Source organism: Streptomyces sp. NPDC041129, from assembly GCF_055592265.1.
This window is the reverse complement of record NZ_JBVIYV010000007.1, coordinates 115,302-127,530: the sequence shown is the minus strand read 5'-3', so window position 1 is coordinate 127,530 and position 12,229 is coordinate 115,302. Positions and strand designations below refer to the sequence as shown.

Below are 12,229 nucleotides of genomic sequence, written 5' to 3'. Positions count from 1 at the left end.
AGCGCGCCGGTCCGGCGGCACCCGCGGCCGGCTACGCCGAAGGGCGCTCCGGAGATCCGGAGCGCCCTTCGGTGTGATGGTCCGCGGCCGTCAGCTCTTCTTCGCCGACTCCGCCTCGTCCTTCGCCGCCACGGCATCCGTCCCGGCGAGCTCGCCGGGCTCGTCCCCGGGCTCGTCCTCAGCCTTGTTCCCGGCCTTGTCCCCGGCCTTGTCGCCCGTGTCGTCCGCGGCCTCGCCCACGGTCCCGTTCCCTGCCCTGTTTTCGGCCGCGGCCTCGGAGTCGACGGTCCCGCCGTCGAGGACGCCCGGTTCGACCACGGCTTCCCGTCCGGGCCGCTTCCTGGCCGACACCACGATGTACGTGACGGCCAGCAGGAACACGATCAGCGCGGTCCAGTCGTTGAGGCGCAGACCCAGGATGTGGTGGGCGTCGTCGACGCGCATGTACTCGATCCAGGCGCGGCCCACGCAGTACGCGGCGACGTACAGGGCGAAGGCACGGCCGTGGCCCATCCTGAAGCGGCGGTCGGCCCAGATCACCAGGAGGGCGACGCCGATGCACCACAGGGACTCGTAGAGGAAGGTCGGGTGGTAGTAGCCCGGCACCCGGCCGCCCTCGGAGGAGGTGATGTGCAGCGCCCAGGGGACGTGCGTCTCGCGCCCGTACAGTTCCTGGTTGAACCAGTTGCCCCAGCGGCCCATGGCCTGCGCGAGGGCGATGCCGGGTGCGACGGCGTCGGCGTAGGCGGGCAGCGGGATGCCCCGGCGCCGCGCGCCGATCCAGGCACCGACCGCGCCCAGTGCGATCGCGCCCCAGATGCCCAGGCCGCCCTCCCACACCTTGAAGGCGTCCACCCAGTCACGGCCCTCGCTGAAGTACAGCTCGTAGTCCGTGATCACGTGGTAGAGGCGGCCGCCGACCAGGCCGAAGGGCACGGCCCAGACGGCGATGTCGGCGACCGTGCCGGACCGCCCGCCCCGGGCGACCCAGCGCTTGTTGCCGAGCCAGACGGCGATGAAGACGCCGATGATGATGCAGAAGGCGTATCCGCGCAGCGGGATGGGGCCGAGATACAGCACCCCGTGCGACGGGCTGGGGATGTAGGCAAGTTCCATGGCAGGGTCGACGCTACCGTGCCGGGCCGGGCGGACGGCAAGCGGACGGGCTACGGGTCCATAACGGGGACGTGGGAAACACCTACCCCTGCTTCCCCTGTTCCACCATCTGCTTCAGCTTCTCCGGGGTCATCGTCTGGTCCGCGTAGATGTTCTTGCCGTCCAGCAGAACGGTGGGCGTGCTGCCGTAGCGGCCGGCCTCGAACGCCTGGTGGGACTTGTTCACCCAGCCGTCATGGGTGCCGTTGTTGACGCACTTCCGGAACGCGGGGGTGTCGAGGCCGCTCACCTTTCCGGCCAGCTGGATCAGCTTGGCGTTGTTCCCGAAGGCGTCGTCGCTCTCCTGGGGCTGGTTCGAGTACAGCACGTCGTGGTAGTCGCGGAACTTCCCGGCGTCCTGGGCGCAGGCCGCGGCGTTCGCCGCGCGCAGGGAGCCGCTGCCGCCGAGGTTGCCGTCGATCAGCCGGACCAGGTGGTACTCGACTCTGAGCTTGCCCGCGTCGGTCAGCTCGTGCAGCGTCGGCCGGTACCGCGCCTCGAAGGCCATGCAGGCCGGGCAGCGGAAGTCCTCCCAGACCGTGAGCGTCGGCTCGGCGCCTTCCTTGCCGACCGGGATCGCGAGGCTGTCCTGGCCCCGCGCGCCCGAGGGCACCACGACGGGGCCCGAACTGGTGCTGCTCTTCTTGCCCTTGCCCGAGTTGGCGGCGATCACCCCGATCACCGCCGCGAGTCCCAGGACGCAGACGACACTCGCGCCCACGATCAGCGTGCGGCGCCGCCGGTCCGCGGTCCTCTGCTTCTCACGCTCGGCCGCAATCCGCTCACGGGCGGTGCGCTTTCCGTCACGGTTCTTCTCGCTCACACCCCCAGAACGAACCGGGGAGGCGCAGCGCGCCTCCCCGGCCCGAGGTCCACTCGTTCGAGTGACCGATTCTTCCGTTGTGAACGACTGACGCCGCCTATGGGCGCTTATGCCTGCCCGCGCACGCCCTTGGCCAGGTCACCGGCCAGCACACGCACCGCCTCGAGGCCGGCGGCGTGGTCGGGGGCGTCCAGCATCCGCTTGACGAACGCCGAGCCGACGATGACTCCGTCGGCGAACCCGGCGACCTCGGCGGCCTGGGCCGCGTCGGAGACGCCGAGCCCCACGCACACCGGCAGTCCGGTGCCCGTGGCCCGGGTGCGCTCCACCAGGTCGTGCGCCTGCGCGCCGACGGAGGCGCGGGTGCCGGTGACACCCATCAGCGAGGCCGCGTAGACGAAGCCGCTGCCCGCCTCGGTGATCCTCGCCAGCCGCTCGTCCTTGCTGCTGGGGGCGACGACGAAGACGGTGGCGAGGCCGTGCTTCTCCGCGTGCTCCCGCCACAGGGCCGACTCCTGGACCGGCAGGTCGGGCAGGATGCAGCCGGCGCCGCCCGCCTCGGCCAGCTCCGCGGTGAAGCGCTCGACGCCGTAGCGGTCGATGGGGTTCCAGTACGTCATCACGAGCACGGGCTTGCCGGTGGCCTCGTGGGCCTCCCTGACCGTGCGCATGACGTCGGCGATCCTGACCCCGCCGCGCAGGGCGATGTCGTCGGCGGTCTGGATGACGGGGCCGTCGAGGACGGGGTCGCTGTGCGGCAGGCCCACCTCCACGACGTCCGCGCCGCCGTCGAACACGGCCTTGATCGCCTCGATGCCGCCGTCCACGGTCGGGAATCCGGCCGGGAGGTAGGCGATCAGCGCGGACCGGCCCTCCGCCTTCGCGGCGGCGAGGGTGTCCGTCAACAGCCTGATGTTGCCGCTCACTTGACGTCCCCCTCGATCTCGGCGGTGTCGGCTTCGTTGGCGGCCACCTCGGCGTCGGTGTCGTAGAGGCCGAAGTAGCGCGCCGCGGTGTCCATGTCCTTGTCGCCGCGACCGGACAGGTTGACGACGATCAGAGCGTCCGGGCCCAGCTCCTTGCCGACCTCCAGGGCGCCGGCGAGTGCGTGGGCGCTCTCGATGGCCGGGATGATGCCCTCGGTGCGCGACAGCAGGCGCAGGGCCTGCATGGCCGCGTCGTCGGTGACCGCGCGGTACTCGCCGCGGCCGGAGTCCTTGAGGTAGGAGTGCTCGGGGCCGATGCCCGGGTAGTCCAGACCGGCCGAGATGGAGTACGGCTCGGTGATCTGGCCCTCGTCGTCCTGCAGGACGTAGGACCGGGAGCCGTGCAGGATGCCGGGCTCGCCCGCGGTGAGGGTGGCCGCGTGCTCGCCGGTCTCGATGCCGTGCCCGGCGGGCTCGCAGCCGATGAGCCGGACGCCCTCGTCGGGGATGAAGGCGTGGAAGAGGCCGATGGCGTTGGAGCCGCCGCCGACGCAGGCGATCGCGGCGTCGGGCAGCCGTCCGGCGCGCTCCAGGAGCTGCCGCCGCGCCTCCACGCCGATGACCCGGTGGAAGTCCCGGACCATGGCCGGGAAGGGGTGCGGGCCGGCCACGGTGCCGAACAGGTAGTGGGTGCGGTCGACGTTGGCGACCCAGTCCCGGAACGCCTCGTTGATGGCGTCCTTCAGGGTGCGGCTGCCGGACTTCACGGCCACGACCTCGGCACCGAGCATGCGCATGCGGGCGACGTTGAGGGCCTGCCGCCGGGTGTCGACCTCGCCCATGTAGATGGTGCAGTCGAGGCCGAAGAGCGCGCAGGCGGTGGCGGTGGCGACACCGTGCTGACCGGCGCCGGTCTCGGCGATGACGCGGGTCTTGCCCATGCGCTTGGTGAGCAGGGCCTGGCCGAGCACGTTGTTGATCTTGTGGGAGCCGGTGTGGTTCAGGTCCTCCCGCTTGAGGAAGATCCGGGCGCCACCGGCGTGTTCGGCGAACCTCGGCACCTCGGTCAGTGCGCTGGGCCGGCCGGTGTAGTTCACCAGCAGGTCGTCGAGCTCACGGGCGAACTCGGGGTCGGCCTTGGCCTTGTCGTACTCGACGGCGACCTCGTCCACGGCGGCGACGAGCGCCTCCGGGATGAACTTGCCGCCGAACGCCCCGAAGTAGCCCTCGGCGCTGGGCACCTGGCCGGTGGGATCGGGAATGAAGAACTCGCTGGGCATACGGATACCTCGCAGGGGCTGGGCCCCGGTTGCTGGACTTGGGGTACGAGTACGCGTGCGCTGCCCTCGACGGTGTTCTCCCACCCGGCCGCACCATCGGCGGGGGCCGGGCGGGACACTTCTGAGCACCCGGGTCGGGTGGCGGGGTGGGCGAAGGCCGGGGTCCGGGGGTGGAGTCCCCTGGGCGGTCCGGCCGACGGGGGGTGCGGATCAGCCGGCGCGGAGATACGGCCGGCTCAGCTCACCGCGGATGACGCGCACGCGGAGTGACGCCATCGCATGCCGTTCACCTGGCCGGGCTCGTCACCGATCACATAGCGGACCCGCCGCCCGTGCACCCGTCGCGCGGGGGCACGGCAGCCTCGGGGCCGGCAGCCGCGGGCGAGACGGGCATAGGTGTCCCGCGTCGCCGGGGTGATCGGAAGCGTCATCGGGACCAGCTTAGCCGGAGGTCAGCCCCGCCCGTGCCGGAGCGCGGGGTGTTCGCCCGCGGCGACCAGGTCGGACACGGCGGCCTTGGGGTCCCGCCCGGTGACCAGGGACTCGCCGACCAGCACCGCGTCGGCGCCGGCGTTGGCGTAGGCGATCAGGTCGTGCGGACCGCGCACCCCGGACTCGGCGACCTTGACGAGGTGGCCGGGGATCTCCGGGGCGACCCGCTCGAACGTGCCGCGGTCGACCCGCAGGGTCTTCAGGTTGCGCGCGTTGACGCCGATGACCTTGGCGCCCGCGTCCACCGCCCGCTCGACCTCGTCCTCGTCGTGCACCTCGACGAGCGGGGTGAGGCCGATGGAGACGGCGCGCTCGATCAGCGACTCCAGGGCCGGCTGGTCGAGGGCCGCGACGATCAGCAGCGCGAGGTCGGCGCCGTACGCCCGGGCCTCCCAGAGCTGGTACGACGTGACGATGAAGTCCTTGCGCAGGACGGGGATGTCCACGCGCGCGCGGACCGCCTCCAGGTCGGCCAGCGAGCCGCCGAAACGACGCTGTTCGGTGAGGACCGAGATGACGGCGGCGCCGCCCGCCTCGTAGTCCGCCGCGAGCCCGGCCGGGTCGGCGATCGCGGCCAGCGCGCCCTTGGAGGGGCTGGAGCGCTTGACCTCACAGATGACCTTGACGCCGTCGCCCTTGAGCGCGGCCACCCCGTCCTTGGCGGGGCGGGCCTTCGCCGCGCGCTCCTTGAGCTCGTCGAGGCTGACGCGCGCCTGCCGCTCCGCGAGGTCGGCACGGACTCCGTCGATGATCTCGTCGAGCACACTCACGCGAGCGGCCCCCTTTCAGACGGTCGTTCCTTCAGGTTCCGAAACCTGTGGTCACTGCGATGGTATCCGCAGGACGGCCGAGGCCTCGCATCCGGAGGACAGCGGTCCCATTACCTGGACGTTCACCGTTCGATCAAGGATGCAGCCAGCCGCCGAACGGCAGGTTCCGGACAACGGTGAACACCAGCAGCAGCGCGCCGACGGCCCACATCCGCACGCGCCCCGGTTCGAACCGCACCGCCCGGCCGCGCACCGCGCGCACCACCCAGACGGTCCACAGCACCGCGAAGCCCAGATAGGCGGCCACCCCCGCCACGTTGTCGTGCAGGGCGGTGAGGAGGTCGCCGTGGATGAAGGCGTGGGCGCTGCGCAGACCGCCGCAGCCGGGGCAGTACAGGCCGGTCAGGCCGTAGAGCGGGCACACCGGGTAGTGGCCGGGCTCGTTGGGGTCGACGGTGCCGACGTACGCGAAGGCCCCGGCGACGGCCGCGAGGACACCGGCCGGGACGGCGAGCCGGTTCCAGGGGGTGCCGGGGGTGGTGCGCGGGGCGATGCCGCTGTCGGGGTTCACGTCGGCATTCTGCCCCGCACGCCCGGGGCACGCGCGCGAGGGGCGGCCCCACCGGGTGTGGTGGGACCGCCCCTCGCGGGATGCGCTGCGGTGGGCTCAGCCCTCGACGCCGGCCGGCTCGCGGGTCGGGACGTTGCCGCTGTGCGGGGTGGCATGGGTGCGCTTCTGCTGGCCGAGGCCCATGGCGCGCATGGCGACGCCGACGACGCCGCCGAGGAGCACGATCACCATGCCCGCCCAGAAGCCGACCGGCTGGGCCATCACCATGAAGGCACCCGCGACGCAGAAACCGATGAAGGCGATGGTGACGCCGGTCCAGGCGGCCGGGGTGTGACCGTGGCTGCTGCCCGCCATGACTTGCTCCTCGTTGCTTGTACGTGTCGAAGTACGTGTCCGTACGGATCCGAGCGCGTCACCGTCCGAGCCGGGCGCTCTTCGTTCATTGTCCCGTACGCACACGCGTGCCGGACGCGGGGGTGGCGTCTGGTTCGCCACATCCGGCGGGGCGGGGCGGCCTTCAGGCGCCGGTGGGGTCCTCGCCGCGGTCCAGGGCCTTCCAGATTTCCTCGGGGCGCTCCGGGTCGGCCGGGGCGGCCTTGCGGCGCGGGCGGTCCGAGCCGCGCTCGTAGCGGCCGGACATGGCGGGCCACAGGGCGCCGTAGCGCAGCGCCAGCAGTCCGGCGAGCAGGATCAGGACGCCTCCGGCGGCGGCGACGTACGGCCAGCCGGTGTGCGAGAGGGCGGTGACCGCGGCCGAGGTGTCGCCGGTGGTCCGGGCGGCCTGCTCGTCCAGCGCGGAGCTGTCGGAGGCGCCGGCGAACGCGGCGGCGACGATCCCGGCGCCGCTGAGCGCGAGCAGCGCGGCGACGGCGAGGCGGCCGGCCCGGCGGACGGCGAAGACGGCGACGAGCGCGGCCAGGCCCACTATGGCGAGGGCCGCGGGGACGCCCGTGACGTCGCTGCCCTTGGCGGTCAGCGGGAACGCGCCGCCGGCCACCGTGGCGGTGCCCTCGGACCAGCTCTGCCGGGTGGCGAGCAGGGTCACGGCCGCGCCGAGCGCACCGCACAGCAGGGCCACGGCGAGGCTGCGCCGGCCGGACCGGCTGGGTGCGGCGGCTTCGGAACGGGGGTGAGGTACGGCAGTCACGTACTCCACTATCGCCTGAACCCCGGGTGAACCGTCACCCGGGGTTCGCCACGAGCGTTCTACCCGCCCAGCCGGTTGGCCGTGTGCACCGCCCGCAGCACCGCGGCCGCCTTGTTGCGGCACTCCTCGTCCTCGGCGGCCGGATCGGAGTCGGCGACGATGCCGGCCCCGGCCTGGACGTGGGCTGTGCCGTCCCGGAGCAGGGCCGTGCGGATGGCGATCGCGGTGTCTGAGTCGCCGGCGAAGTCGAGGTAGCCGACGCAGCCGCCGTACAGGCCGCGCCGGGACGGTTCGAGTTCGTCGATGATCTGCATGGCGCGGGGCTTGGGGGCGCCGGAGAGGGTGCCCGCCGGGAAGCACGCGGTCAGCACGTCGAAGGCGGTACGCCCCTCGGCGACCCTGCCGGTCACCGTGGAGACGATGTGCATGACGTGCGAGTAGCGCTCGATGGACATGAAGTCGACGACCTCCACCGAGCCGGGCTCGCAGACCCGGCCGAGGTCGTTGCGGCCGAGGTCGACCAGCATCAGGTGCTCGGCGCGTTCCTTGGGGTCGGCGAGCAGCTCGTCGGCGAGGGCCTGGTCCTCCTGCGGGGTGGCGCCGCGGTGCCGGGTGCCGGCGATGGGGTGGACCATCGCGCGCCCGTCCTCGACCTTCACCAGCGCCTCGGGGGACGAGCCGACGACGTCGAACCCGTCGAAGCGGAACAGGTACATGTACGGCGAGGGGTTGGTGGCCCTGAGGACCCGGTAGACGTCCAGCGCGCTCGCCGTGCACGGGGTCTCGAAGCGCTGCGAGGGCACGACCTGGAAGGCCTCCCCCGCGCGGATGCGCTCCTTGACGTCCTCCACGGCCGCCCGGAAGTCGGGACCGCCCCAGCGGGCGGTGTACTCGGGCAGCTCGGACGGCGGCAGCACGGCCGGGGGCTGGGCGACCGCGCGGCCGAGGTCGGCCTCCATCGCGTCGAGGCGGGCCACCGCGTCGGCGTGGGCCTCGTCCACGCCGGTCTCGAGGTCGTTGTGGTTGATCGCGTTGGCGATCAGCAGGACGGAGCCCTCCCAGTGGTCCATGACGGCGAGGTCGCTGGTGAGGAGCATGGTCAGCTCGGGCAGCCCGAGGTCGTCGCGCTCGCCGGGGCCGATCTTCTCCAGGCGGCGGACGATGTCGTAGCCGAGGTAGCCGACCATGCCGCCGGTGAAGGGCGGCATGCCCTCCTGGTGCGGGGTGTGCAGGGTCTGGATGGTGGCGCGCAGGGCGGCGAGCGGGTCACCCTCGACGGGGACGCCGACGGGCGGGGTGCCGAGCCAGTGCGCCTGGCCGTCGCGGGTGGTGAGGGTGGCCGCGGAGCGTACGCCGACGAAGGAGTAGCGGGACCAGGAGCGCCCGTTCTCCGCGGACTCCAGCAGGAAGGTGCCGGGGCGTTCGGCGGCGAGCTTGCGGTAGAGCGCGACCGGGGTGTCGCCGTCGGCGAGGAGCTTGCGGGTGACCGGGATGACGCGCCTGTCGGTGGCGAGCTTGCGGAAGGTCTCGAGGTCCATGGCGGCAGACCTTACTGATCAGCGGTCGCGGGGCGGCCCTGCGGGGCGCCGGCGCCGGGACCGTCCTGGAACAGGACGTCCTCGTCGAAGCAGGTGCGGGCGCCGGTGTGGCAGGCGGCGCCGACCTGGTCGACCTTCACCAGCACGGTGTCGGCGTCGCAGTCCAGGGCCACCGACTTCACCCACTGGACGTGCCCGGAGGTGTCTCCCTTGACCCAGTACTCCTGGCGGCTGCGCGACCAGTACGTGCAGCGGCCGGTGGTCAGCGTGCGGTGCAGCGCCTCGTCGTCCATCCAGCCGAGCATGAGCACCTCGCCGGTGTCGTACTGCTGGGCGATGGCCGGGAGGAGTCCGTCGGCGCTGCGCTTCAGGCGCGCGGCGATCTCGGGGTCGAGAGTGCTGGTCATGGGTGCCATTGTGCCGCGTGGGCCGGACGGTTCCGGGTTCCTGTCCAGGGGATGGGCACTCGGGGGGCGGCATCCGGGACGGGCCCGGACGGCCGGGTCACGGGTGGGCGGACCGGTTACGGAGTCGTAGGCTGACTCCATGTCGACCTTCGCCAAGCGTGAACGGCTCCTGCTCGCCGACCTCTTGGAAACCGTCGGACCGGACGCCCCGACCCTCTGCGAGGGCTGGCGGACCCGGGATCTGGCCGCGCACGTGGTGGTGCGCGAGCGCCGCCCGGACGCGGCGGGGGGCGCGCTGATCAAGCCGCTGGCCTCCCGACTGGAGAAGGTGCTGGCCGAGTACGCCGCGAAGCCGTACGAGGAGCTGATCCAGCTCATCAGGACCGGCCCGCCGCGCTTCTCGCCGTTCCAGCTCAAGCAGATCGACGAGGCCGCCAACACGGTCGAGTTCTACGTGCACACCGAGGACGTCCGCCGGGCCCAGCCGGACTGGGGTCCGCGCGAGCTGGACGCGGTGTTCCAGGACGCGCTGTGGTCGCGTCTGGAGCGCAGCGTCCGGCTGCTGGGCCGGGGTGTGCCGACCGGTCTGGTTCTGCGCCGCCCGGACGGCCAGACGGCGGTGGCGCACCGGGGCACTCCGGTGGTGACGGTGACCGGTGAGCCCTCGGAGCTGCTGATGTTCGCCTTCGGCCGGCAGAACGAGGCGAAGGTGGAGCTGGACGGCGACGAGAACGCGATCGCCACCCTGCACGAGTCGAAGCAGCTCGGCTTCTGAGCCGGGGCCTGCCGAAACCGGCATCCGGGACCGGGCCTCCGGGAGGCGCCGCATGATCAAGGTCGCGATGACCAGCGTGTTCGTGGACGACGTGGCGAAGGCGCACGCCTTCTACACGGAGGTCCTGGGGTTCGAGACCCGGCTGCACATGGATCCGGGCGGCGGTACACCGTTCGTCACGGTGGGGGCGCGCGAAGGGGCCCAGCCGGACCTCCAGTTGCTGCTGGAGCCCGGGCAGGGCCCGATCGCGGAGCCGTACCGCACGGCGCTGTACGAGGCGGGGATCCCGTGCATCGTCTTCTCGGTGGACGACCTGCCGGCGGAGTACGAGCGGCTGCGCGGACTCGGTGTGCGGTTCCCGCATCCGCCGCGGGAACAGGGCCCGGTGCTCGCGGCGGTGCTCGACGACTCGGTCGGCAATCTGGTGCAGCTCACTCAGCCGAGGGTGTGAGCGTCAGCGGGGAAGTTCCGCGCGGCGCAGCCCGGAGACGCACAGGGCGACCACCCCGCCGAGCCCGCAGACGGCCGCGCTGGTCACGAAGACCGGGCCGAGGCCGAAGGCCCCGATGGCGGCGGCCGCGAACGGCATGCTCAGCGGGGCCAGACCGAGGCTGACCACACTGGCGACGGCGGTGACCCGGCCGAGGTAGGCGGGGTCGGACAGGGTCTGCAGCAGGGCCCCGCACAGCACCCCGCTGAGCCCGGCGAGCAGCCCGATGACCAGGGCGACACCGACGGCCCCGGCGAGCTGGGGCACGTAGGCCAGGGCGCCGATGGCCACCGAGCCGGCGAGGATCGCCCAGGCGGCGACCAGACCGGCGCGCGGGACCCGGCCCCGGACGGCGAGCAGCAGCGAGGCGGCGCCCGCTCCGGCGCCGAATCCGGCGAGCACCCAGCCCATGCCGGCGGCGCCCCAGCCGCGCCGGTCGGCGAGCAGGGTCAGGCCGACGTTGAGCGGGCCGACGAAACCGAAGTCGCCGAGGGCGATGGCGAGCATGAGCGGGGCGAGGACGCGGTGACCGCGGATGTAGCGCAGGCCGCTGACCAGGTCGGCCCAGGCGGTGGTGCGCCGGGCGGTGGCGGTGTCGTCGCCCGGCAGGGGACGCAGGCGCACGGAGATCAGCAGCGGTACGGAGACGGCGATCAGCAGTCCGGCGAGGGCGAAGGCGGCCGTGGCGCCGCCCAGCGCCACGCCGAGTCCGCCGAGCGGGGCGCCGGCCACGCCCGCGCAGCGGATGGCGAGACCGCGCATGCCCTGTACGCGGGCGAGCTGTCCCTTGCCGGTGATCCTGGCCGGGAGGGCGCCCACGGCGGGCATGAAGAGGGCGTCGACGGCGCCGAAGATCAGGGCCAGCAGCGCGAGCGGCCACAGTCCGGGGCCGGTGAGGACCAGCAGGGCGGCCACGGCCAGGACGGCCGCGCAGCGCACGGCGTCGCTGCCGATGACGACGCGGCGCGGGCCGAGCCGGTCGGCGAGCACTCCCCCGCCGAGCATCAGCAGGGCCCTCGGCACCGCGCTGACGGACATCACGACCCCGGCCTGCGCGGGGGTGCCGGCCTGGACGGCGGCCCAGGACAGGGCGATGTAGTAGACGCTGTCGCCGAGCATGGAGGCGGTGTAGGCGCCGAGCCAGCGCAGCACGTTGGGGTCGCGGTGGGCGGGGCGGTCCTCGGCGGCGGGGGCCGGGGGTATGAGGGTGTCGGTCACGGCGGGGCCCTTCTCAGACGCGGAACGGGAATCCGTACACGTGCAGCGCGACGTGCTCGCGCCCTTCGGTCTCGCCGTCGGCTTCGGCGGACCGGCCCAACTCGTCGTACCTGCGGATCAGCGCGAGCAGTTCGTCCTGCAGCGCGCGCAGTTCGGGCGCGGTGAGGCGGAGCAGGGACTCGCTGTCGGCCGCGGCCGCGTTCCACTCGGCGCTCCACGTGGGCCGTTCGTCGAGGTAGCGGCGGTAGAGGTCGGTGCGCTGGTCGTGGAAGAGCCGGGTGGCCGCCAGGTGTGCGGCCGCCTTCTCGGGTGCGTCCCGGAAGTCCTTGTCACGGATGCTGACGCCCTCGGAGGAGGGCTGCCACCAGCGTTCCCGGCCGTCCGTGCTCTGCGGCCGGGCCTCCTCGATGAGGCCGTGCTCGGCGAGCTTGCGCAGGTGGTAGCTGACCAGCGAGACGGCCTCGTCGACCTGGTCTGCGAGGTGCGACGCGGTCGCCTTGTCGGCCACGCACAGTGCGCGGTACAGCTTCATCCGCAGCGGGTGGGCAAGCGCCTTGAGCGTGCCCACGTCCGTGATGGGACGGCTCCCCTTGGCTGTCATGTCTCCGACCCTAGATGCGAAAGGAAAATTGCACAA

Annotated in this window: 15 protein-coding genes; 2 read left to right on the top strand and 13 right to left on the bottom strand. The window is 72.8% G+C overall.

Annotated features, from left to right (window positions below):
- Positions 1–90: 90 nt before the first annotated feature.
- The 11 genes from lgt to hisI form a co-directional block, all read right to left on the bottom strand.
- On the bottom strand, positions 91–1,116 hold the full coding sequence (lgt, locus tag ACZ6B1_RS22935; RefSeq protein WP_468781101.1) for a prolipoprotein diacylglyceryl transferase: 1,026 nt from the start codon (positions 1,114–1,116) through the stop codon (positions 91–93).
- Positions 1,117–1,198: 82 nt separating this feature from the next.
- The gene (locus tag ACZ6B1_RS22930; RefSeq protein ID WP_468781099.1) at positions 1,199–1,978 is read right to left on the bottom strand and encodes a DsbA family protein; all 780 of its coding nucleotides are present in this window, start codon (positions 1,976–1,978) and stop codon (positions 1,199–1,201) included.
- Between the two features lie 107 nt (positions 1,979–2,085).
- Entirely contained in the window at positions 2,086–2,904 is an 819-nt protein-coding gene (trpA, locus tag ACZ6B1_RS22925) for a tryptophan synthase subunit alpha (RefSeq protein WP_468781097.1), read from the bottom strand.
- A complete protein-coding gene (gene trpB / locus ACZ6B1_RS22920; protein ID WP_468781095.1) occupies positions 2,901–4,184 on the bottom strand; it encodes a tryptophan synthase subunit beta in 1,284 nt (427 codons plus the stop codon). The genes trpA and trpB overlap by 4 nt, the downstream gene beginning before the upstream one ends.
- 236 nt (positions 4,185–4,420) lie before the next feature.
- Positions 4,421–4,615 carry a tryptophan biosynthesis modulator TrpM gene (gene trpM, locus ACZ6B1_RS22915; RefSeq protein ID WP_468781093.1) on the bottom strand — a complete coding sequence of 65 codons (195 nt, stop codon included), beginning with the start codon at positions 4,613–4,615 and terminating at the stop codon, positions 4,421–4,423.
- Positions 4,616–4,636: 21 nt separating this feature from the next.
- Complete coding sequence (trpC, locus tag ACZ6B1_RS22910) at positions 4,637–5,446, bottom strand: indole-3-glycerol phosphate synthase TrpC (RefSeq protein WP_468781091.1); 810 nt, start codon at positions 5,444–5,446, stop codon at positions 4,637–4,639.
- 133 nt (positions 5,447–5,579) lie between these two features.
- Positions 5,580–6,017, bottom strand: a complete 438-nt coding sequence (locus ACZ6B1_RS22905) for a DUF2752 domain-containing protein (protein WP_468781089.1) — start codon at positions 6,015–6,017, stop codon at positions 5,580–5,582.
- A 96-nt stretch (positions 6,018–6,113) separates the two neighbouring features.
- A complete protein-coding gene (locus tag ACZ6B1_RS22900) occupies positions 6,114–6,371 on the bottom strand; it encodes an HGxxPAAW family protein (protein WP_468781087.1) in 258 nt (85 codons plus the stop codon).
- 163 nt (positions 6,372–6,534) lie between these two features.
- The gene (locus ACZ6B1_RS22895; RefSeq protein ID WP_468781085.1) at positions 6,535–7,173 is read right to left on the bottom strand and encodes a TIGR02234 family membrane protein; all 639 of its coding nucleotides are present in this window, start codon (positions 7,171–7,173) and stop codon (positions 6,535–6,537) included.
- Between the two features lie 50 nt (positions 7,174–7,223).
- The gene (locus ACZ6B1_RS22890) at positions 7,224–8,702 is read right to left on the bottom strand and encodes an anthranilate synthase component I (RefSeq protein ID WP_468781083.1); all 1,479 of its coding nucleotides are present in this window, start codon (positions 8,700–8,702) and stop codon (positions 7,224–7,226) included.
- A gap of 11 nt (positions 8,703–8,713) precedes the next feature.
- Complete coding sequence (gene hisI, locus ACZ6B1_RS22885; RefSeq protein ID WP_468781081.1) at positions 8,714–9,109, bottom strand: phosphoribosyl-AMP cyclohydrolase; 396 nt, start codon at positions 9,107–9,109, stop codon at positions 8,714–8,716.
- A 139-nt stretch (positions 9,110–9,248) separates the two neighbouring features.
- Here hisI and ACZ6B1_RS22880 point away from each other — a divergent pair, with 139 nt between their 5' ends.
- Positions 9,249–9,884: a TIGR03085 family metal-binding protein gene (locus ACZ6B1_RS22880; protein ID WP_468781079.1), complete on the top strand. Its 636-nt coding sequence runs from the start codon at positions 9,249–9,251 to the stop codon at positions 9,882–9,884.
- Positions 9,885–9,936: 52 nt separating this feature from the next.
- On the top strand, positions 9,937–10,335 hold the full coding sequence (locus ACZ6B1_RS22875; protein ID WP_468781077.1) for a VOC family protein: 399 nt from the start codon (positions 9,937–9,939) through the stop codon (positions 10,333–10,335).
- 3 nt (positions 10,336–10,338) lie between these two features.
- On the opposite strand, the gene ACZ6B1_RS22870 is transcribed toward ACZ6B1_RS22875, so the two are convergent.
- Both ACZ6B1_RS22870 and ACZ6B1_RS22865 read right to left on the bottom strand, forming a co-directional pair.
- Positions 10,339–11,592 (bottom strand): MFS transporter, encoded by a 1,254-nt coding sequence (locus tag ACZ6B1_RS22870; RefSeq protein WP_468781075.1) that lies wholly within the window; start codon positions 11,590–11,592, stop codon positions 10,339–10,341.
- Positions 11,593–11,605: 13 nt separating this feature from the next.
- Entirely contained in the window at positions 11,606–12,193 is a 588-nt protein-coding gene (locus tag ACZ6B1_RS22865) for an ArsR/SmtB family transcription factor (RefSeq protein ID WP_468781073.1), read from the bottom strand.
- Positions 12,194–12,229 lie beyond the last annotated feature (36 nt).